At 41.5% G+C, this 21,856-nt stretch carries 20 protein-coding genes; 6 read left to right on the forward strand and 14 right to left on the reverse strand.

The genetic code is table 11. From position 1 onward, the window contains the following. Positions 1–51: 51 nt before the first annotated feature. Positions 52–924 carry a 4-hydroxy-tetrahydrodipicolinate synthase gene (dapA, locus tag FUA25_RS12700; protein ID WP_147757286.1) on the reverse strand — a complete coding sequence of 291 codons (873 nt, stop codon included), beginning with the start codon at positions 922–924 and terminating at the stop codon, positions 52–54. Positions 925–1,032: 108 nt separating this feature from the next. Between dapA and FUA25_RS12705 the strand changes: the two genes are divergently transcribed. Genes FUA25_RS12705 through recO form a run of 4 tightly spaced genes read left to right on the forward strand, consistent with a single transcriptional unit; the run spans position 1,033 to position 5,671 of the window. Next, on the forward strand, positions 1,033–1,800 hold the full coding sequence (locus FUA25_RS12705) for a 5'-nucleotidase C-terminal domain-containing protein (protein WP_147757287.1): 768 nt from the start codon (positions 1,033–1,035) through the stop codon (positions 1,798–1,800). Next, positions 1,793–2,743 (forward strand): bifunctional metallophosphatase/5'-nucleotidase, encoded by a 951-nt coding sequence (locus FUA25_RS12710; RefSeq protein WP_147757288.1) that lies wholly within the window; start codon positions 1,793–1,795, stop codon positions 2,741–2,743. The genes FUA25_RS12705 and FUA25_RS12710 overlap by 8 nt, the downstream gene beginning before the upstream one ends. A 1-nt stretch (position 2,744) precedes the next feature. Further along, positions 2,745–4,985 carry a hypothetical protein gene (locus tag FUA25_RS12715; RefSeq protein WP_147757289.1) on the forward strand — a complete coding sequence of 747 codons (2,241 nt, stop codon included), beginning with the start codon at positions 2,745–2,747 and terminating at the stop codon, positions 4,983–4,985. Next, positions 4,985–5,671: a DNA repair protein RecO gene (gene recO, locus FUA25_RS12720; RefSeq protein ID WP_147757290.1), complete on the forward strand. Its 687-nt coding sequence runs from the start codon at positions 4,985–4,987 to the stop codon at positions 5,669–5,671. The genes FUA25_RS12715 and recO overlap by 1 nt, the downstream gene beginning before the upstream one ends. A 2-nt stretch (positions 5,672–5,673) precedes the next feature. Here the strand turns inward: recO and FUA25_RS12725 are convergent, their stop codons facing one another. Genes FUA25_RS12725 through FUA25_RS12740 form a run of 4 tightly spaced genes read right to left on the reverse strand, consistent with a single transcriptional unit; the run spans position 5,674 to position 9,254 of the window. Further along, positions 5,674–6,288 carry a DUF1684 domain-containing protein gene (locus FUA25_RS12725; protein ID WP_185146713.1) on the reverse strand — a complete coding sequence of 205 codons (615 nt, stop codon included), beginning with the start codon at positions 6,286–6,288 and terminating at the stop codon, positions 5,674–5,676. 17 nt (positions 6,289–6,305) lie between these two features. Then, on the reverse strand, positions 6,306–6,695 hold the full coding sequence (locus FUA25_RS12730; RefSeq protein WP_228411707.1) for a hypothetical protein: 390 nt from the start codon (positions 6,693–6,695) through the stop codon (positions 6,306–6,308). 43 nt (positions 6,696–6,738) lie between these two features. Then, positions 6,739–8,244 (reverse strand): malate dehydrogenase (quinone), encoded by a 1,506-nt coding sequence (gene mqo, locus FUA25_RS12735; protein WP_147757292.1) that lies wholly within the window; start codon positions 8,242–8,244, stop codon positions 6,739–6,741. A gap of 11 nt (positions 8,245–8,255) precedes the next feature. Continuing rightward, positions 8,256–9,254 (reverse strand): NAD(P)H-dependent glycerol-3-phosphate dehydrogenase, encoded by a 999-nt coding sequence (locus tag FUA25_RS12740; protein WP_147757293.1) that lies wholly within the window; start codon positions 9,252–9,254, stop codon positions 8,256–8,258. A gap of 210 nt (positions 9,255–9,464) precedes the next feature. Here FUA25_RS12740 and FUA25_RS12745 point away from each other — a divergent pair, with 210 nt between their 5' ends. Next, positions 9,465–10,418, forward strand: coding sequence for a M23 family metallopeptidase (locus tag FUA25_RS12745; protein WP_185146714.1), 954 nt, complete (start codon positions 9,465–9,467; stop codon positions 10,416–10,418). Positions 10,419–10,504: 86 nt separating this feature from the next. On the opposite strand, the gene FUA25_RS12750 is transcribed toward FUA25_RS12745, so the two are convergent. After that, positions 10,505–10,690 (reverse strand): hypothetical protein, encoded by a 186-nt coding sequence (locus tag FUA25_RS12750; RefSeq protein ID WP_147757294.1) that lies wholly within the window; start codon positions 10,688–10,690, stop codon positions 10,505–10,507. Between the two features lie 241 nt (positions 10,691–10,931). On the opposite strand from FUA25_RS12750, the gene FUA25_RS12755 reads away from it, so the two are divergent. Then, entirely contained in the window at positions 10,932–11,684 is a 753-nt protein-coding gene (locus FUA25_RS12755; protein WP_228411708.1) for an alpha/beta hydrolase, read from the forward strand. Positions 11,685–11,695: 11 nt separating this feature from the next. Here FUA25_RS12755 and FUA25_RS12760 read toward each other — a convergent pair whose 3' ends face one another. The 8 genes from FUA25_RS12760 to FUA25_RS12795 form a co-directional block, all read right to left on the reverse strand. Then, on the reverse strand, positions 11,696–13,405 hold the full coding sequence (locus tag FUA25_RS12760) for an ATP-binding protein (RefSeq protein WP_147757296.1): 1,710 nt from the start codon (positions 13,403–13,405) through the stop codon (positions 11,696–11,698). 58 nt (positions 13,406–13,463) lie between these two features. After that, a complete protein-coding gene (locus FUA25_RS12765) occupies positions 13,464–14,576 on the reverse strand; it encodes a sensor protein KdpD (protein ID WP_147757297.1) in 1,113 nt (370 codons plus the stop codon). A 43-nt stretch (positions 14,577–14,619) separates the two neighbouring features. After that, positions 14,620–15,702 (reverse strand): porin, encoded by a 1,083-nt coding sequence (locus tag FUA25_RS12770; protein ID WP_147757298.1) that lies wholly within the window; start codon positions 15,700–15,702, stop codon positions 14,620–14,622. A gap of 44 nt (positions 15,703–15,746) precedes the next feature. Next, a complete protein-coding gene (gene kdpC, locus FUA25_RS12775) occupies positions 15,747–16,304 on the reverse strand; it encodes a K(+)-transporting ATPase subunit C (RefSeq protein ID WP_147757299.1) in 558 nt (185 codons plus the stop codon). A 24-nt stretch (positions 16,305–16,328) separates the two neighbouring features. Next, positions 16,329–18,371, reverse strand: a complete 2,043-nt coding sequence (gene kdpB, locus FUA25_RS12780; RefSeq protein WP_147757300.1) for a potassium-transporting ATPase subunit KdpB — start codon at positions 18,369–18,371, stop codon at positions 16,329–16,331. Between the two features lie 17 nt (positions 18,372–18,388). After that, positions 18,389–20,083, reverse strand: a complete 1,695-nt coding sequence (gene kdpA, locus FUA25_RS12785; protein WP_147757301.1) for a potassium-transporting ATPase subunit KdpA — start codon at positions 20,081–20,083, stop codon at positions 18,389–18,391. Positions 20,084–20,094: 11 nt separating this feature from the next. After that, positions 20,095–20,172 (reverse strand): K(+)-transporting ATPase subunit F, encoded by a 78-nt coding sequence (gene kdpF / locus FUA25_RS13515; protein WP_147757392.1) that lies wholly within the window; start codon positions 20,170–20,172, stop codon positions 20,095–20,097. 261 nt (positions 20,173–20,433) lie between these two features. Continuing rightward, positions 20,434–21,747, reverse strand: a complete 1,314-nt coding sequence (locus FUA25_RS12795) for a sigma-54-dependent transcriptional regulator (protein WP_147757302.1) — start codon at positions 21,745–21,747, stop codon at positions 20,434–20,436. Positions 21,748–21,856: the final 109 nt, after the last annotated feature.

The following is a 21,856-nucleotide window of genomic DNA, read 5'->3' on the forward strand; positions in this document are numbered from 1 at the left end:
ATAAAAACAGAAAACTCCGAAAATGCCGGAGTTTAAATATCAACCCTGAAATTAAATCTTATTCATTTCCTCCCGTATTTGTCTCTGCAGACCTTCACTCGACGGAATCAAAGGCAAACGCAAATAATTTTTTATCAGCCCTTTTTCAGCCAGAACCGTTTTAATTCCGCCAGGATTACCCTCAGCAAAAATCATACGCGTTATTTCAACCAGTCGGTTATGCACTTCATACGCTTCTTTCACTTTTCCTTCGAAAGCAAGCTGAACCATCGTTGAAAATTCTTTAGGAAACGCCTGTCCTATTACAGAAATAACCCCGCTTCCGCCGGCAAGGGTTACGGGAAGCGTAAACTCATCGTCGCCTGAAACCAGACTGAAATGTTGCGGTTTTTTTCTCAGGATATCGAAATATTGCAGAATATTCGGCGCCGCTTCTTTAATCATGACTAAATTAGGAAATTCTTCAGCCAGACGCAATGTGGTTGAAGCTTCAATATTCTGACCCGTTCTGGACGGAACATTATAGATGATGATCTTTTTTCCGGTGGAAGCCAACATTTTATAATGCTGGTAAAGCCCTTCCTGATTCGGTCTGTTGTAATAAGGAGAAACCGAAAGAACCGCTTCAAAAGCAGATAAATCAGTGCTTTCGATCTGTTTCTTAACTTCCAGCGTATTGTTTCCGCCAATTCCTAAGACCAACGGAACCCTGCTGTTGTTAACTTTGATAATGTGCTGGATTACCTGTTTTTTTTCATCTTCAGAAAGGGTGGCTGCTTCTGCCGTTGTACCCAATACCACCAGATAACTGATGCCGTTTTCAATGTTGAAATCAATAAGTTTGGCGAGACCGTCAAAATCCACCGATAAATCTTCACTAAACGGCGTTATCAGTGCAACACCCACTCCTTTTAAATTCGTCATAATTCTTAAAATTAAAGTTCAAATTTAGGAAATTTTATGCAAGAAAAAATGTTAAAAAACCATAAGTTTCTATTCATATCTTTATATTTGCTGAGAAGTTACAACTGCATGAAATACAAATTTTTATATATCGGCGTGGCGTTATTGTCGCTCAGTTCCTGTAAAACGGCGTTGAGTGTATCGAACATCAAGACCGAAAAAAACATCTCCATTTCAGCAGATTTGCCGGAAGACAAAGCTTTCGCTTCAGTCATTGCTCCGTATAAAGCTGAACTGGAAGGGAAAATGAACACCAAAATTTCCTATACTTCCGTAGATCTGAACAAACAGGGCGACAACAGCAATCTCGGAAACCTTTTGGCCGACTACACGCTGGAAGGCGCTCAGGAATGGGCTCAGAAAAACAAAAAGCCAGCTATTGACGCAGCCGTCATCAATGTTGGCGGAATCCGTTCTACAATTGGCAAAGGCGATATTCTTACAAAACATATTTACGAAGTGATGCCGTTTGAAAATGAGATCGTAATAGTAAAGATGAAAGGTTCTGATTTGCAGGGGCTTTTTGATTATTACGCAAAAAACCAGAAGAACAATCCTGTTTCCCATCTTACTATTGAAACTGATAACGGAACTGTACTGAAACAGTCTATCAACGGAAAACCGATTGAGATGAACCGTGATTATTATATCGCAACCTCTGATTATCTGGCTTTGGGCGGCGACAACATGAGTTTTTTCGGGAAAGGCGAAATGATGGTTACCGGAATTAAGATGCGCGATCTTTTTCTGGATAAATTCCAACAAAATCCCCAAATCAATGCTCCCACAGATGTCCGTTTAATTTTCAGAAACAAGAAGAACAACTCCAATGAATAGGAAACAATTTATTAAAACGGTTGGCGGCGGAACATTGGCAATGAGCCTGCTGCCGAATCTGCTTCTGGCAGAAAACCCACTGTTTTCCAATAAAATCACCGAACACAAGCTCACGATACTTCATACAAACGACCAACACAGCCGGATTGAACCTTTCGATTCTACCTACACCAGAAATCCCAATCAGGGTGGTTTTGCGCGGAGGGCTGCTTTAATTCAGAATATCAGAAAAGAAGAGAAAAACCTGCTTTTACTAGATTCCGGAGATACTTTTCAGGGAACGCCGTATTTCAACTTTTTTGGCGGAGAGCTTGAATTCAGACTCATGTCAATGATGGGTTACGATGCTTCCACAATGGGAAATCATGATTTCGACAATGGTTTGGAAGGCTTTAAAAAAGTGCTTCCGAATGCAAAATTTCCTTTTATCTGCTCGAATTATGATTTTAAAAACACTATTTTAGACGGAGCGACTGAACCGTATAAAATATTTAATAAAAACGGAATCAGGGTCGGGATTTTCGGGGTCGGCATTGAACTTGCGGGTTTGGTGGGCAAAAAAAATTATGGAGAAACCGTCTATCATAATCCTATAGAAATTGCACAGCAGTATTCAGATATGCTGAGAAATGATAAAAAATGTGATCTGGTCATCTGCCTGTCCCACGTGGGGTATGATTATAAAGAAGATCAAACAAAAATTTCCGATAAAATTCTGGCTGCAAAAACCGATGGAATTGATTTGATTCTCGGCGGTCATACCCACACCTTTTTGCCGGAACCGCAAACTTTCATGAACAGAAAAGGGAAAAATGTTCTTGTGAATCAGGTAGGCTGGGCCGGCCTGCTTTTGGGGAGAATTGATTTTTATCTGGATGAAAATAAAAACGTGAAAAATATTTCGTGGAACAATCAAGTTATTGATGAAAGCATCACCGTTTAAAATGAAAAATACAACTCTGTTTTTTGTCCTGTTCGCAGGTATCAGCTTAATCTCTGCTCAATCCATTTCTTCAAAAAGATGGGCAGATCTTTTCTCTTACAACAATGTCCTGGCCATGAAAGAAGATCACGGCAGAATTATTGCCGCTACCGAAAACGGAATCTTTTTCTACACGCCTTCATCAGGTGAAATTACCAAACTTTCCAAAGCCAACGGTCTTCATGAAGTAAAGATTTCGGCTTTTGATTACAATCCGGATACAAAAATAGGTTTGGTGGGCTACCGGAACGGCTCCATGGATGTGATTACTCCCGAAGGAATTACTTATGTGGTCGATATTCCAATTGCTACAGGATATAACGGCGACAAAAAAATCAATCATATTTCGATTTCAGGAGACAGAGCAGTGATTTCCGTGAATTACGGAGTTTCTGTATTTAATCTGAATACGAAGGAATTCGCACAATCGGCGTTTTTTATCAGCGGTGGCGTTTTTACAGCTTCTAATGAAGCGACTATAAAAGGTGACAAAGTATATTCGGCCACAGACACCGGGTTGAAAAGTCACGATATCAACGTTACATTTCCGGTATATTCAACCTGGACAACTGCCGTTGCCGGAATTTTCAAACAGATAGATTCCGAGAGCACTGCAGCCGCTTCTTCCGCTACAGTGGCTTATTATGAAAACGGCGGAATTTTCTCCCCCATTCCTCAAACGTTTACTAATATTGGTGATGTAGTGGTCACGAGCCAGAATATAGTTGTTACTGATAATCAGAAAATTTACACTTTCAGCACTGCCGGTCAACTGCAGAATACCTCCACGATTAATGAAGACTGCAACACGGGCATTTTGGCGGGAGGAAAAATTTACGGAGGCACCAAACTTTCGGGGATAAAAAATATCAATAATGAATCGTATCGTCCTGATGGTCCCTATAAAAATGAGTCCTATAAAATTTCTTTACTGAATGATCAGCTCTGGGTTTCCTCTGGGGGAAGAGATGCATACAACACTGGTATTTACAGAGATTTAGGCTATTACCATTTTGACGGTAGCAAATGGAATTATCCCGACTATTTTTTAAACAATCCTATCACATTTAATATTTTGGATGCTGTACCCAATCCCGTAAATCCAGAATTGGTGTATTTTACCAATTATTCATTTTTCCCAAATGAAAAAGGGATTTACAAAATGGAAAATAATGTTTTTAAAAAAGTATATAAAAACAATGACTCCAACCCAGTCTACAACAGACCAGGGGGTATTGCTTTCGACGAAAACAACAATCTGATAGTGAGTGTAACCCTTATTGAAAACTCTACAGCAAACGCCGGTTATTACCTTTACAACCCTTCAGCTGATGATTTCTCTTTGATTGAAGTGGTGAATGCAGGTGGTGTACAGAAACCTCTGACAAAAGATGGCTTCCTCTACATTCCATGCCCGTATTTTGGAGACGGTGGCTTAATCATCAAAAAATATGATAATAATCCTTCAAATCCGGCTGCTCCCTTTAAAATCTTGAGAACCGACAACAATTTACCTTCCAACGGGACTGTGTCGGTGGCCGTAGATCAAAATGATGACATCTGGATTGGAACCAGATCCGGGCTCAGGGTGATTTCTGACCCTTCAAGTGTTGTTTCAGATGCCTTACCTCAAACTGAGGCTATTGTTATCGAACAGAATGGTGTTGCTGAAGAAGTATTCAGGGACAGCACTATTCTCCAGATCGAAGTGGATTCCGGAAACCACAAATGGATTTCTGTTGACGGCGGTGGCGCTTATATGCTGAGCCCAAACGGAGAACAGACCATTCAACATTTCACCAAAGAAAATTCCCCGATTCCTACCAACAGCATTACCGACATAAAAGTGGATCCAAAAAGCGGTAAAGTATATTTCGTTACTTTAGACGGAATTGTGGTGTACCAAAGTGATGTAGTTGGTGTAAACTCCAATTTCGGAAACGTATTGGTGTATCCGAATCCTGTGGTAACTGCCAATTACAAAGGAAATGTCACAATAAGAGGATTGGCGATGAAAACCAATATCCGCATTACCGATGCAGCCGGAAATCTCGTTCATCAGGCAGTGGCAAGAGGCGGCTTTTACAGCTGGGATCTGAACAACCAAAAAGGAAGACGGGTTGCTTCGGGCATTTATTTTGTGCTGATGACAAATGAAGATGGAACCGACAAGGCCACTGCAAAAATTGCGGTTGTGAACTGATGGATTCGCAAAACGGATTTTTGCTTTCGTATATAAAATATGGCGACAACGATGCCGTTCTGCATTGTTTCACAAGAGAAAAAGGATTTCAGAGCTATTTTGCCCGCGGAATCTACTCATCAAAAAATAAAAAGAAAGCCTATCTCCTGCCTTTAAACGAGCTTAATTTTACGCTCAGTCCTCATAGGAACGGGTCCATTCAAACGGTTTCAAAAATTGAACTGCTTGAAAATCCTGAATTTTACACTGATGTAAAAGCCAATATGATGGTTTTTTTTGTCGCTGATTTCCTGAATCAGGTCCTGCGCAATGAAAACCAACAGAAAAATATTTATGATGAAATTTTAAGGTTTCTGGATGAGCTTGAGAAAAAAAATTACCGTTCGCATCTCATCTTTTTAATTAAAATCCTGAAAATTCAGGGGCTTTTGCCCTTGGTCACACAGGAAAGTTATCTGGATCCTGAGACCGGAAGTTTTTTCAGCGAACAGCTGCATCCTGTTTTTGGTACTGAAATTTCAGATCTTTGGAAAGCTTTAATTTCAGCTGAAGATCCCTATTTCGTGACGCTGAGCAGCACCGCCCGTAAAGATCTTCTCGAAAGCATTTTGATTTACTATCACTATCATTACACCGATTTCAGGATCCCAACTTCTCTTGAAATTGTGCAGCAAATGTTTGAATAACGCTAATGGTGATAAACATCCTCATACATCACGCCTGCTTCTATCTTTACCGGCAAAGTATTTTCTTCCGGCACAACAGGACAGCTGTAATCATATGCATTATACGCACAAAACGGCTGATAGGATTTATTGAAGTCCAGAATAATTTCTTTGCCTTTCGGAATTCTTAGATCCATATATTTTCCGCCTCCGTATGTTTCTTTACCGTTGGTTGCATCGCGGAACGGTAGAAAAAGATAATCCTCATACCCTTTCTGTGTAATAAGCCCCAAACTTTGGAAAAGGGTTAGTGTATATTCTTTACCGTCCAGCTTGAAGGTGGCTTTTCCGTATTCTCTGTATGGCTTTGTCTTGCCTGAGGAAGTCTGGATCTGAAATGGCACTGCATTTTCAGTTTTGATGAAATTAGCTGTTATGCGATATTTCAAATTAACAGGAAAAAACGGATGCTCCTTAAAATCAGTAAAATTGTCGCCGCGCAGAGGTGATTCCTTAGCATCTTTATATTCGCGGTTAAGTTCGGTCTGGAATTTTTTAATTTCTGAAAGTTGCTTTTTTGCGGGTTGCGAAAAGCCGAAAATGCTTATAAACAGAAATAAAATAGTCAGTTTTTTCATGAGTAAAAGTATATAATTTAAGTAACGGTAATTCTGTACACATCCGTGCCATTCCGCTGGATATTCGGAACATAGAAGCCGTCTTCTTCCGGAATTTCTTCTTTCAGGTCAAAATTTGCACAGTCGCGCGGAAGTCCTGAGAAAATAAGCGTAAACCAGTAATCCTTCATCACCGGAACTTCAGTCCAGTCTGGAAACACAGCGATATTTTCGGTATGAATGAGATGCGAACGGTGGCCCGAATTCCGGTCAATCAAAACGGTTGATCGCCAAATTCTGATGAGATTTCCAAAGAAAGGAGTCGCTGGAAAACAGCAATGCACAATGACCTGTTTCTCCTGCTCCACCTGAGTCCGGAAGGCTTCCAGAATTTCTTCTGCAATTTTTGGTTTGGTTAGGGTTTCCATGATCGGCGATCAATGATCAGCAGTTGCGAGATCATTCTTTATGCTAATAGTCCAGTTCGAGTTTGTCTTTCGTGTAATTTCTGATTCTTTCGGTGAGTTCGGGGTTTTCTGAAAGTTTCTGTCCGTAAGTCGGGATGATTTCGAGAAGTTTTTCGCGCCATGCATTTTGAAGTTTCTCCGGAAAACATTTTTCAAGCACCTGAATCATGGCATACGCTGCTGTAGAAGCTCCAGGAGACGCGCCCAAAAGGGAAGCAATCGTCCCGGACTTATTCACCACCACTTCAGTTCCGAATTCGAGACGACCGCCTTCTTTTTCATCTTTTTTGATGATCTGCACGCGCTGTCCGGCGATTTTCAGTTCCCAATCCTCTTCCCTGGCATCTTTCACAAACTCCCGAAGATGCTTCATTTTTTGCGCTTTCGTAAGCACCACCTGTTTTACCAGATACTGGGTTAATTCCAGATTATGCCACCACGCTCCGAAAAGAGACCGGATGTTTCTGAAGTTAACACTTTCAGGCAGGTCCAGATAACTGCCGTTCTTTAAAAATTTTGTAGAGAATCCTGCGAAGGGTCCGAAAAGAAGCGCTTTTTTACCGTCGATAATTCTTAAATCCAAATGCGGAACACTCATTGGAGGCGCGTCTACACTGGCCTGTGTGTATACTTTTGCCTGATGTTTTTCAATTAGATTGGGATTATGCGACACGAGCCATTCTCCGGAAACCGGAAAACCGCCATAACCCTCACTTTCAGGAATATCTGAACTGTCCAGTAGCGGCAGCGCATATCCGCCGGCTCCTATAAATACAAAATCCGCAGTAACTTCCTGATCATGATGCTGAATACGGTCTTTAATATCAATTCTCCATTTTCCGTTTTCCAATAAATCCAGATCTTTGGCTTCATGGTACAGAAAAACCTCAACGTTTGAATCATCTGCCAGATAGCGGCCCATTTTTCTGGTCAGTGTTCCGAAGTTTACATCGGTTCCCAGATCCATTTTGGTGGCGGTGAGTTTTTCGTTTTCATTTCGCTGATGCATGATCAAAGGAATCCATTCTTTCAGCGTTTTATGATCATCACTGAACTGCATTTGTCTGAAAAGGGGAGACTGCGTCATTTTCTCGAAACGTTTCTTCAGAAAAGCTCCGTCTTTTTCTCCAAAAACCAGACTCATGTGCGGACAGGAATTGATGAAACCTTTAGGATCATCAATATATTTTTTATCGAGAAGGTAAGACCAGAACTGTTTCGAAATCTCGAACTGCTCGGCGATGCTTTCGGCTTTTGAAATATCGATGCTGCCGTCTTCCTTTTCAATCGTATAGTTGAGTTCACAAAAAGCGGAATGGCCTGTTCCGGCGTTATTCCAGGCAGCTGAACTTTCTTTGGCGAATCTTCCGAGCCTTTCGAAAATAGCGATCTTAAGCTCGGGTTCAAATTCATGAAGTAAAGTGGCGAGCGTAGCACTCATTATTCCGCCGCCAATTAAAACCACATCGTATGTTGGTTTCGGAGTTTTGTTTGCTGAAAGTTTTTTCATTAAAAAAGAAGTTAATTCAGTTTGGCGGTGAGTTTCTGAAAGAGTTTTTCCGCGCTTTTCTCTTCATAAAGAATCTCATAAATCGTGTTGATGATCGGAGTATTCATTTTCTTGCTTTTCGCCGTGCAGTAAATGGAATCTGCCGCGTAATATCCTTCAGCAATCATGTTCATAGACTGGATGGCGGACTTCACCGTGTATCCTTTGCCAATCAGGTTGCCGAGACTCCTGTTCCTGGAAAAAAGTGAATACGCGGTAACCAAAAGGTCGCCTAGATAAGCACTTTCATTAACATCGCGCGGTTCTTCATAAATACTTTCAAGAAAAACCTCCATTTCACGGATGGCATTGGAAACAAAAACCGCGGTAAAGTTATCGCCGTACCCGAGACCGCTCGCAATGCCGGCACCGATGGCGTAGATGTTTTTAAGGATTGCACTGTATTCGTTTCCGAGGATATCCACACTCGAGTTCACTTTAATAAAATCGGAAGAAAACATGCTGTTCAGCATCTTCTGGTTCTCCTCAACCGTGGCAATCGTGAGGTAAGACAGCCTTTCCATGGCGACCTCTTCCGCATGACACGGACCAGCAATAACGGCCTGGCTCCGGAAACCGATTTTAAATTCATCCCGGAGATAGTGGGCAACCACATCATTCACTTTCGGTACAATTCCTTTAATCGCCGAAACGAAGATTTTATTCGTGTAATCGCAGGTCATTTTCTCGAGCGTATCCGATAAGTAGATGGAAGGAGTTGCCAACACCACTGTATCACATTCTGAAACGAGTTCGTTGATATCGGTAGTGAGCACGAGATTTTTGACATTGAAACTCACCGACGTCAGGTAGGTTGGGTTGTGGCCTCTGAGCTGAATAGCACCTTTTACAAATTCATTCCGCACGCACCAGTGTACCGTTTTGCAGTTTTCCAAAAGCATTTTTACAATGGCTGTGGCAAAACTTCCGCTCCCTACTACCCCTACTTTCTGGTCCCCTTTTTTTGTCATAACATTTCCTTGAAATACAAATATACAAAAGTGTTACGGTGAAAAAAACGTTTTCATATTGAAATGCCGGCGTCATCTTTTTTTATGAAAAATTTAACGCCGAAAGCGGTAATTTTAAGGATAAATCTGCGTTTTACTTTACGTGCGTTTCGGATTTCAACATTTTGATTAATTTTGCAGACTGAAACTTACCATAACGTTAAACAAGAAATGAAAAGTTACTTAAAAAATAAAAAGAACATCAATCTGATTTTGGGCGGACTTTTAGCCGTGGTTTTTATACAGGGATTGCTACTGGCAAAACTATTTTCCGAAAAAAATGACAAGTCCTATGAAGTGAACCTCGTGCAGATCAATACTCAGAAAGACAGTGTAGATTATCAGAAAATAAAGACCGACCTTTCTTTGGTTGACAATACCGTGCGGGAGCTGAATTCCTTCCTCGCTTCCAAAAATATTACCGACGGAAAAATCGCCATTCTTGCGCAGGACAGCATTTCAAACTCGGTCTATCTTGCCAAACAGAGCAACCGTTACAGTCAGTATTTGGTTGACGTTCAGAACAAACTGCAGCAGGTTCCATTAGGCTTGCCGACTGACGGCTATATTTCCTCCAATTTCGGTACGAGAAAGAACCCGATTCCTGTTAAAAGAGTGATGCTGGCGTCCGTAAAATCCATTGTTCCGGGATTAGCGGTCGCCGCAGAACCCGTTACCGAAGTGGTTCAGATCAAAGACAGCCTGGGGAAAGTCATTAAAGAAGTGAAGGTGGTAAAAAGCACAAATGCTGCAACCGTCTCCTCCAAATCGGTAGTACAGGCTGCCGATAATGCTCCTGCCGAGCCCGATCAGATGCAGTTTCATAAAGGTCTGGACATTGCGGTTCCGTATGGGTCGGATGTAAGATGTGCTGCATCCGGAACTGTTATCTTTGCCGGAACAAAAGGCGGCTACGGCAACTGCGTGATTGTGTCGCACGGAAACGGTCTTGCTACACTTTACGGACATCTTTCTGAACTTCTGGTAGAGACCAATGATGTGATAAAAGTAAACCAGGTGATTGCAAGATCCGGTAACTCGGGGCGTTCCACCGGGCCACACCTTCATTATGAAGTGCATAAAAACAACAGGCCGGTGAATCCTAAACTTTTTATGAATTTATAAGCGTTTGAGATAAAGAGTGAAACGCCCCGCAGTTGCGGGGCGTTTTTTGGGCTCCCGTCCCATCGTCAGCGATTGAAAACGTAACTTTATCTGGCAGCTTTAAAACTGCCAAAAATCAGCGCCACCAGCAATATTCCAATTCCGAAACCAAAAAATAAACCTTTGGCCAAGTCCGGTAATCCTACAAAGTGAAAGAAGATCTGCGATGCTGCAGTGACGAACATTCCAATTGATATGAGGATCAGTGACTTTCTTCTTGTTAATTTTTTCATCTTTTTCTGTTTAAAGGCTAACAATTTGTGTCAAAATCTCAACCATTGTTACATTGGCCGCTGCTTTTAGTTCTGATCTTATTGAGGTTGTTATTAGGTGACTGCTTCATCGGCGTTTCCGTCTCCCCGCAATTAAAACCAAATTCAGAGATTTACCGTATTTTTAGACATGCGCAAATTTTTTTATCTCAGCTTCTGCTTTTTATTTTTCATCAGCTGCCAGTCTTTAAAACATAAAGATGTGATTTATGGTCAATCTGCACAAAAGAAAGATCTTAAACTCAATATATTTGTTCCCAGTCATTCCGAAAACAAGAAACTCCCTGTGCTGATTTTTGTTCACGGCGGCAACTGGAACTCAGGAAACAAAAATACCTACGGATTTTTCGGCCGGAATTTCGCAAAGAAAGATGTGGTGACGGTCATTCCGGAATACACTTTAAGTCCGGAAGCCAATGTAAATGAAATGACCATGGAAATCGCGGCGGCCATAAAATGGGTACAGCAGAATATCGACAAGTATCACGGCGATAAAACACAGATTTTTGTCACCGGCCATTCGGCAGGCGGACAGTTAGTCGGATCGGCGGTTTTAAATCCAAAATTCGGGATTCCCTACCATACCATCTCAGGGATTATTTTAAATGATGCCGCCGGAATCGATATGAAATACTATCTGGAAAGAAATCCACCCAAGAACCAAAACGATTATGTGAAAACCTGGAGCAAGGACCCGCAAAAATGGTATGAAGCTTCTCCCATTTATTTCCTGACGGAACATTCACCGCCCTTTCTCATTTACGTTGGGTCCAATACCTACCCTTCCATTAAAACAGCGAACAAGCGTTTTCTGAAAAAACTGCATGAATTTCAACCGGAGGTACAACCTGTGATGATCAATAAAAGCCATATTCCGATGATCCTGCAGTATTTCTGGCCCTGGAGCAAACGCTTTACAGAAACCACGAATTTTATAAAAAAACCTGCACGCTAGCAGTACTGCAATTACAGCATCATCCAGAAAGTGCTTCCTTTATTGATTTCGCTTTCCAGGCCTATTTCGCCACCCTGTTTTTCAATGAAATTTTTGCTGATGGCCAAACCTAACCCTGTACCACTAAGGTAATCTTCGGGAACCTGGAAATACCGATCGAAAATTCTGGAATGGTATTTCGGATCAATGCCTTTGCCGAAATCCTGAACAGAAAACCTGACTTTATCCTTGATGCGTTCCGTTGAAATAATGATTTTTTGTCCGGCGCCAGAATGTTTTATGGCATTGGTCAGAAAATTATTGAGTACCCACACTGTTTTGTCAAAGTCGGCTTTTACGGTGTCGCTTTCGCGGGTTCTGAAATCGGTAAGAATTTCAATTTCCTTATTTTCTGCGATGACCGCATTATTTGAAATTGCTGCGTTCACCAATGCTGAAACGTTACAATCTGTAAAATTCAACCGGATATTGCCACTCTCTGCCTGCGACAAATTCAGGAGTTCCCCGGTGATATCCAGCAACCTTTCTCCATCTTCCTCAATACTTCTCAGCAGTTCTTTCTGCTGTTCATTGAGCATTCCAAACTTTTCATTTTTCAGCAACTGTGTTCCCATTTTCATTGAAGAAATGGGTGTTTTCAGTTCATGAGAAACCGTGGCGATAAAGTTGGTCTTGGCAAAATCCAGCTCTTTATACGCTGTAATATTCCGAAGTAAAATAACTTTCCCGGCGTCTTTTTTTTCCGTTTCACCTGTCGGAATAATGCTGATCGGAATGATTTCCTGTTCAAAATAACTCTCTTTATTATCGGCGAAAATTTTCATTGGTGCTTCTGATTTCTCTTCCAATGCAGCATTCCGCAATAATTCTCTTAATAAGTCATTATTCACGGCGATTTCCGGAGCGGTTTTTCCGATCAACTCTTCGCGGACCAAACCCGAAATCTTTAGTGCTTCATCATTAATAAAATTGATTTGATTTTTCTCATCAAGACCAATCACCGGATCATGCATATTTGAAATCAGCATTTCGACGCGTTTTTTATCCATCAACTGTTTAGATAAGCTGCTGCTCTGATATTCATCCAGTTTTTCGGCCATGGAATTAAAGGAATTGGCCAGATCTTCAAATTCAGCGCTTCCCCGAAAATGAACGCGTTCATGATAATTCCCGCTGGCGATCTGCTTTATACTTTCGGTCAGTTCGCGGATCGGACGTGCTATATTGTCGGGTAAATTAAAGAGCAAAGTAAAGGCGATGATAAAACATATCGTTCCCAGGGATATTACCCAGGTGGTAGCGGTTTGTGCAGTAGCAATGGCCTTATCACTTTTCTGTACAATGGCGTTCATATTGAGGCGCATTATTTCCGCCAGATCATTTCTGATCAACTTTTCACTTTCGGGGTTCCGCGTTTTTAAAAAGTTTTCGAAATGAGCCACTGCATCCTGATAAGAATCCTTTTCGCCGATTTCCGTAATATTCCTGCTTTCGAGCGCCAAATTCTTTCTGAAGGTCTGAATCTGTGTGGCATCTGCCGAGATTTTATCCAAAGCCAACATCATGTTTTTGGAGTATTCCAAAGAATTGTAATTGGCGGTAAGAATCTTTTGCGTGTCGGATTTCTGTTTTGAAATATAAACCGCGCTAATGACCGATAATATTACGATCATCAGAAATAAAAGTCCAACACCGAGGGTGATTTTGGTTTTAATTTTCATTTTAAAAATCAAAAGAAATTATTTGGATTTTGTGGGAATTCAGCTGCACCATTCCTGCTCAGGATAAAATAATAATATCCACCTTTTCCCGCATCATATCATTTACAAAGTTATGAAACCAGTTCATTCTAAATATCTGCTGAAAAAAATTAAGATGCGGTTTGCCGATGCAAACGGTTGTAATCTGATTATGCTGCACAAAATCCAGAATGGCTTTTGAAATATTCTGACCGTTCTGCTGCACAACGTCGGCTCCCATTTCCCGCGCAAAGTTCAAATTATTGATCAAATGCCTTTGCCTGTCCAGCGCAATTTTATCCGGACTTTCCTTTGGTGTCTGCACGTACAGAACCGTCCATCTGCTGTTGTAGTAGCTTGCCAAACGGGCTGTTTTCCGGATGACCGATTTTGCCGTCTTCTCATTGCTGCTTATGCAGGCAAGAAATTTTTCGGAACGCAGGTCAACGGAGCGCGTGACTTCGTTTTCCACTTTCTTCTCCACGTGAGTGGCAACTTCTTTCAGCGCCAGTTCGCGCAACTGCAGAATATGGTCGCTTTTAAAAAAGTTCTGCAATGAAATTGCTATCTTATCTTTTGGATAAATTTTTCCGTCTTTTAAACGGGAAATCAACTCATCTGCGGTTAAATCAATGTTCACCACCTCATCTGCCAATGCTAAAATTTTATCAGGAACCCTTTCTGTCACTTCAATTCCAATGATGCCTTTAACACTTTCATTCAGACTTTCGATGTGCTGAATGTTGACGGCACTGATGACATTGATCCCGGCTTCCAAAAGTTCCAGCACATCCTGCCATCTTTTTTTGTTGGAACTTCCTTCAACATTGGTATGGGCCAATTCATCCACGATAACAATTTCAGGATGGTCATTGAGGATGGCCTGAACGTCCATTTCCTCCAAATATTTTCCTTTGTAGAAAATAGATTTCCGTTTGATTTCGGGAATACCTTCCACCAAAGCGATGGTTTCTTCGCGGAGATGAGGCTCGATATAACCAATTTTAATATCAATACCATGCTTCAGCAAAGCATGTGCTTCCTGCAACATGCGGTACGTTTTTCCCACACCGGCGCTCATTCCAATGTAAATCTTGAATTTACCGCGTTTGGACCGCTGAATGAGTTCGAGGAAATGTTCAGCTGAAGACATGGTTACATTGGTATTAAGAAATTAAGTTTTAGTTTTTTCAGTTTCAAAACCAGGCAGAAAGACTTGTTGTCACAAAGAAATCTGTTTTTTCCGGCCAACCGTCCTTTACAAAAACAGCATCTTTTGAAGAAAATCCGCGCGCTTCCGTTCGCCACAAGATATTTTTATAAATTTCATGATCGATATTCAAGGAATACCCGAACGTTTGAAAACCATTTGGCGCAGCTGTTCCGATGATCACCCCTTTAGCATCGTTGAAATATTCTACTCTGCCACCAATCCGGGTACGGTCAGTTACTGCGTAACGCAACAATAGATTCGGAGAATACCAGGTATTGTATTTGTGGCTTCTTTTGGCATTTTGTTCTGCACCGATATCGAAACCGGCAATTCCGGACCATTTTTGTCCGAGATTAAAATTAGCATATAAATCGTGAAAATACCGCATCTTTTTTTCGGCACTGGGTTTATCATTTCCAATAAATGAACTGCTGTTCAGACTGAAATTATCCGAAAATTTGTAGGTAATCTGATGCCCAAAACCTAAAGTCTGATTTCCTTCGGCACGGGCTATTCTTTGCCAGCCGTTCAGAACCAGGCCGCTGAGGAAGAGTTTACCGTTGTCGGAGGTATAGGAAATCCTGGCACCGGTCTCGAAATAAGGCGAATTTTCGGCAGCGATACTTCGGGTCAACGTTAAATTATCTTTCCCAACGGCACTTTCCCAGCCGATATGAGAAGGCATAATGCCCGCATCGATCCAGATATTTTTCTTATTTGAAATTTTGAAACCAATGTTTGCTTCACTGATGTTTTTTAATAGATCTTGTTCCGCAGCCATATTGTCCTGAGCATATGTCCCGGCCATTAATGCCAGATTTGCGCGTGTATTTTCTGAAGTGTAATTTGCTTTCACCAATCCTAAATTCAAATTAAACTCATTATGACGGTTGTACGTGTACAAAAATGGCTGGCGGATATGACTTTCGGGCTGATTGAAATCATAGGTGTAAAAGATTTCTGCATAACCGGAAAAAGTCAGTTTAGGAGCTGCAGTTTCTGTTTGTTCCTGCGCTGCAAAAATTCCGAAAGTCAAAAGAGATGCTGATACAATTAATTTTTTCATTAGTAACAAAAGGTATATTGTTTAAATTTATTTTAAGTCTGGTTTTATTTCAGATTGTCCAGAGCTGCGTTCAGTTTTAATACATTGACTTTCTGTGGCGCAAAGAAAATAAGATTTTCATCTGCGGCAGTCTGCTGAATCAATTCTTTCACTTTTTCCGGGGAAATATTTCTGGCTTTTGCCACTCTATCGATCTGAAATTCTGCTGCTTCTACAGAAATATCGGGATCTAATCCGCTGCCACTGGCCGTTATTAAATCCACCGGGATTTCAACTTCCGTCATGCCGGGATTTTCCATCATTAGAGTGTCAATTCTTTTTTGAACCTCCGCGAGATACTCCGGATTGTTGGGTCCTTTATTGCTTCCACCGCTTCCGGCAGCATCATAATGTACGGCAGATGGCCGGCCGTGAAAATATTGGGGAAGCGTAAACTGCTGACCAACGTTAGCATACTGTCTTTTGCCATTAACGCTCATCTGTTCGCCCAACCCTTTATCGGGCGTAATTTTCCCTAAACCAAAGACGATCACGGTATAAACTCCTACTGACATCATCATGCCAACAGTAAGCACCAAAATTGGTCTGATATATTTTTTCATTTTTTTAAAGTTAATTTTTAGAAATTACATAAAGAGTGAAACCATCATATCGATGAGTTTAATTCCCAGAAATGGTACGATGATGCCACCAAGGCCGTAGATCAAAAGGTTTCTCCGCAGCAAAGCACTGGCACCAATCGGCTTGTATGCTACGCCTTTCAAAGCAAGCGGAATTAAAAGCGGAATAATGACGGCATTAAAAATAACCGCGGACAAAATTGCGCTTTGGGGACTGTGCAAATTCATGATGTTTAAAAACTGCAGGGCCGGAATAAACGTGATAAACAGTGCAGGAATAATTGCAAAATATTTGGCGACATCATTGGCAATTGAAAAAGTAGTTAGCGTACCACGAGTCATTAAAAGCTGTTTGCCAATTTCTACGATTTCGATGAGTTTTGTGGGATCATTATCCAAATCGACCATATTCCCGGCTTCCTTTGCAGCCTGAGTTCCGCTGTTCATGGCTACCCCAACATCGGCCTGAGCCAAAGCGGGAGCATCATTGGTTCCGTCGCCCATCATGGCTACTAATTTTCCGCTTTCCTGTTCACGTTTAATGTAATTCATTTTGTCTTCCGGTTTGGCTTCTGCGATAAAATCATCAACTCCTGCTTTTTCAGCGATAAATTTTGCGGTCAATGGATTATCTCCTGTCACCATTACGGTTTTCACCCCCATTTTTCTTAGTCTTTGGAAGCGTTCGTTCATTCCTGTTTTGATGATATCCTGCAATTCGATCACGCCCAACACCAACCCATTTCTCAGCACCACCAAAGGCGTTCCGCCATTGCTGGAGATCATTTTAACCGCTTCTTCGGTCTCTTCCGGAAAAGTATTTCCTGCCTTTAACGTCAGGTCTCTGATGGAATCGAAGGCTCCTTTTCTTATTTCCGTTCCGTTAAAATTGATTCCTGAACTTCGTGTTTCCGCAGAAAAGTCTATAAAAGTCGGATTTTCTACAACCAGATTTTCCGGTGGCAAAGCGGCGAGTTCCACAATAGATTTTCCCTCAGGCGTTTCATCTGCCATTGAACTCAAAGCGGCAGCCTTTATGAATTCTTCCAATGAAATTCCGTTTGCGGGATAAAATTCTGTGGCTTTTCTGTTTCCAATTGTGATTGTTCCCGTTTTATCCAACAGCAATACATCAATATCGCCGGCAGTTTCTACGGCTTTACCCGATTTTGTAATCACATTTGCCCTGAGTGCCCTATCCATTCCTGCTATCCCGATTGCTGAAAGCAATCCGCCGATCGTTGTGGGAATCAAACAGACGAAAAGAGAAATATAAGCTGCAATGGTAATGGGAGTTTGGGAATAGTCAGCAAATGGTTTCAATGTTACTGTGACGATGATGAAGACCAACGTAAATCCGGCCAATAAAATGGTCAAGGCGATTTCGTTCGGTGTTTTCTGGCGGGATGCCCCTTCAACCAGCGCAATCATTTTATCCAGAAAACTTTCGCCGGGTTTTGTATTCACTTTAACTTTAATCCGGTCGGAGAGTACTTTTGTTCCCCCTGTAACGGAGGATTTATCACCACCCGCTTCACGGATCACCGGAGCACTTTCTCCGGTAATGGCACTTTCGTCAATGGTCGCCAAACCTTCGATGATTTCTCCATCCATCGGAATCTGATCACCTGCAACACAAAGAAATATGTCGCCCAGCTGCATTTCTGCGGACATTTTCTGAACGGTTTCCACATCAAAGCCACGTTTATTTTCCAGTATTAATTTTGCCGGCGTTTCTTCGCGGGTTTTTCTTAAAGTATCGGCCTGAGCTTTTCCGCGCGCTTCGGCAATAGCTTCAGCAAAATTTGCGAATAAAACTGTTAAAAAGAGTGTCAGGAATATGGTGAAGTTGTAGCCGAAACTCCCCTGACTTTTTTCTCCCAATAATGTCCAGACAGAAACAACGCCCATTACCACCGTTCCTATTTCCACCAAAAACATAATCGGATTTTTAATCATCACCCGTGGATCCAATTTTATAAGAGACTGTTTCAGCGCTTCATTGACTAAATCTTTTTGAAAAAGATTTTGGTTACTTTTTGTTTTCATTTTTTTATTGTCAAAAATTATTTGGCGACCGCGGTCAGATATTCTGCGATTGGTCCTAATGTTAATGCGGGGAAAAAGGCTAAAGCAGCGATCAGCAATATCACTCCCAAAGTCAGTAACCCAAAAGTAGGCGTATCTGTTTTTAAAGTCCCGGCACCTTCCGGAATATATTTTTTCTGAGCCAAAAGTCCCGCAATCGCCACAGGGCCGATTATCGGAAGAAACCTTGACAGCGCGAGGACAATTCCTGTGGAAATATTCCACCACGGGGTATTGTCCCCTAATCCTTCGAATCCGGAACCGTTGTTGGCGGAGGCTGATGTAAATTCATAAAGCATTTCACTAAATCCGTGGAAGGAAGGATTGTTTAAAGTGGCAGTGCCGAACGCAGGTTGATAAGCCGTGAGTGCCGTGCCTGCCAGAATTAGGAGCGGATGCAAAAGCGCAATCACCATGGCAATTTTCATCTCCTTGGCTTCTATCTTTTTGCCTAAAAACTCCGGAGTTCGTCCGACCATTAAACCACTGATAAAAACAGCCAGAATTATAAAGACGAAATAATTGAGAATTCCCACGCCTACTCCGCCATAAAAACTGTTGATCATCATGGCCAGAAGCATATTCATTCCCGAAAGCGGCATGTAACTGTCGTGCATGGAATTTACCGAACCCGTCGAAATGACGGTTGTGGCAATGCTCCAATAGGCCGAGGCGGAGGAGCCAAAACGAATTTCTTTTCCCTCCATGTTTCCCAGTGAAATGTTTGCACCCATTTCCTTCAGCGCCGGATTTCCTGCATTTTCGAAGGCAACATTCATCGCCATCAACGATAAAAACCCAATGGACATGACTGCAAAGATTGTCCAGCTTAATTTTCGTCTTTTAATAAAAAATCCAAAAGCAAAAACCAAAGCAAAAGGAATCAGCATTTGCGAAACCATTTCGGTGAAATTGGTCATGTAGTTAGGATTTTCCAAAGGATGAGCGGAATTTGCTCCAAAAAAACCACCCCCATTCGTTCCCAAATGCTTGATTGGAACAAAGGCGGCAACGGGGCCTGTAGACACCTCGATACTTTTTCCTTCCACATTCGTGATCTGATCTTTTCCGTTGAAAGTCATCGGACTTCCATTAAGCAACATGATCAAGCTTACCATCAAACAAAGGGGCATTAAGATCCGCGTTACTGACCTTATGAAGAAATCGAAAAAGTTTCCTAAATTTTCAGTCGTTTTTTCCTTGAAAGCAACAAAAACATGCGCCAACGCGGCCATTCCGGTTGCTGCGGAGACAAACTGTAAAAACATTAAATACAGCTGACCGAAATAACTTAAACCACTCTCTCCGGAATAATGCTGCAAATTACAGTTGACGATGAAAGAAATCGTGGTATTAAAAGCCAAATCAGCACTCATTCCCGGATTATTGTCGGGATTTAAAGGCAACCACTGCTGGTTCATTAAGATGGCCATGCCCAGTAAAAACCAAACAAAATTTATGGCAATTAAAGCCCTCATATTCTTTTTCCAGTTCCAGCCGTTCAGCGGGTCCACCCCGGAAAGACGGAAAAAGAATTTTTCAACAGGATCCAGTATAAAATCCAAAAACGTTTTTTCGTGACCGTATACTTTAGCAATATATTTCCCAAGCGGGATTGCCAAAAGTAACGTGACAACGAACATCAGGACGAGTCCCAGTAATTCTGTATTCATCTTGTATTAATTTAAAATTTTTCGGGTTTGAGCAAAACATAGCACATGTATCCGAATGCTGCGATTGAAAGGATAAACAAGGTCCACATGGTTTAGATTTTATCAAAAAAGTTAACAGATTTTGCCAGGAGGAAGAAAATTAATATTCCGGCGGCGGTTAATAACACAGTCATCATCATTTTTTAAGTTTTAGATTTTAAATTTATGATAACCCTAATGCCAAAAACAAGTCCTAAAACACATAACTACATGGTTAATAAAATATTAACAAAAATAATCAGCTTGCCAAACACAAAAAAGCCTATCAAAATGACAGGCTTGATTCTCAATTTGAGAGATGTTTCGGGATATTATTTTAAATGGTATTCCTCGAGTTTCCGATATAAAGTAGCAATCCCGATATCTAAAAGGCGGGCCGCTTCAGCTTTATTTCCTTTGGTGTACTGCAGCACCTTCAGAATATGCTCTTTTTCCACAGAAGACATCGCGAAGGAATTCATGCTTTCAGAATGCGGCAGATTGTCGGCTGAAAGCTGATTGTTTTCCATTAAAATAAGGCTGCGCTCGAGTGTATTTTTTAATTCGCGGATATTCCCTTTCCACGGATTATTTTCCAGCTTTTTATAAAAATCAGGAGTGATTTTTATATTTTTCAAATTCATTTTGGCAGAAAATTTACCGATAAAAAAGTTGGCGAGATCCCGGATATCCTCTTTCCTTTCGCGCAGCGGCGGAAGGTGAATCTCGAAGACGTTCAAACGGAAATAGAGATCTTCGCGGAAATTTCCAAGGCGGCTTTCTTCTTTCAAATTGCGGTTTGTAGCGGCAATCAGCCGAAAATTTGATTTTGAAATTTTCGTGTCCCCCATTTTAATAAATTCTCCGCTTTCCAAAACCCGCAGCATTTTCGACTGCAGCTCCAAAGGCATTTCGCCGATTTCATCCAGAAATAAAGTTCCGTTCTGCGCTTCCTCAATCAACCCTTTTTTATCGGAAACCGCTCCCGTAAAAGCGCCTTTTTTATGACCAAACAGTTCGCTTTCGAGGACTTCCTTTCCAAAGGCAGAACAGTTGACGGCCATGAAAAGACCGTTCCTTCTGGAACTTTCATGATGAATTGCCTGAGCAAACACTTCTTTCCCTGTGCCGGTTTCCCCAGTTAAAAGCACTGCTGTATCGGTATGGGCAACTTTTTCCGCAAGCATCTTTGCATAAAGAAAGCTTTCGGACTTACCCAGGACGGAAGAAAAATCGGTTTTGAAACCGGCTTTATCCTCCTGTTGATTTCTGATGTTATCTTTCACTTTTTCCAGCGCTTTAGAAACCAGCGGAATAATTTTTTCGTTGTCGTCGCCTTTTACAATATAGTCATAAGCACCGTTCCTCATGGCCTGAACGCCGTCGGGAATGTTTCCGTAAGCCGTCATCAATATAATTTCGATGTGCGGATATTTTGTTTTAATTTCTTTTACGAAATCAACGCCAAATGCATCAGGCAGCCGAACATCACACAGCACCAAATCGATTGAGTGATTACCTAGCATATTGATTCCGGATCTTGCGGAAGATGCCTGAAAGACGTCGTAGCCTTCGTTGGAAAGAATCATTCCAAGAAGTTTCAGCAATTTTAGTTCATCATCGATGATAAGAATTTTGTTTTTCACGGCAGCAATCAGTTTAGAACAAAAGTAATGATTTTGAGCCAAAAACTTCGGCCTCGCTAAGCGCAAAGGGGTCACGGAAGTTCTAATGGAAGAATTACATTGTGGGGGT

The organism is Chryseobacterium sp. (assembly GCF_008014695.1).
Lineage (GTDB): Bacteria > Bacteroidota > Bacteroidia > Flavobacteriales > Weeksellaceae > Kaistella.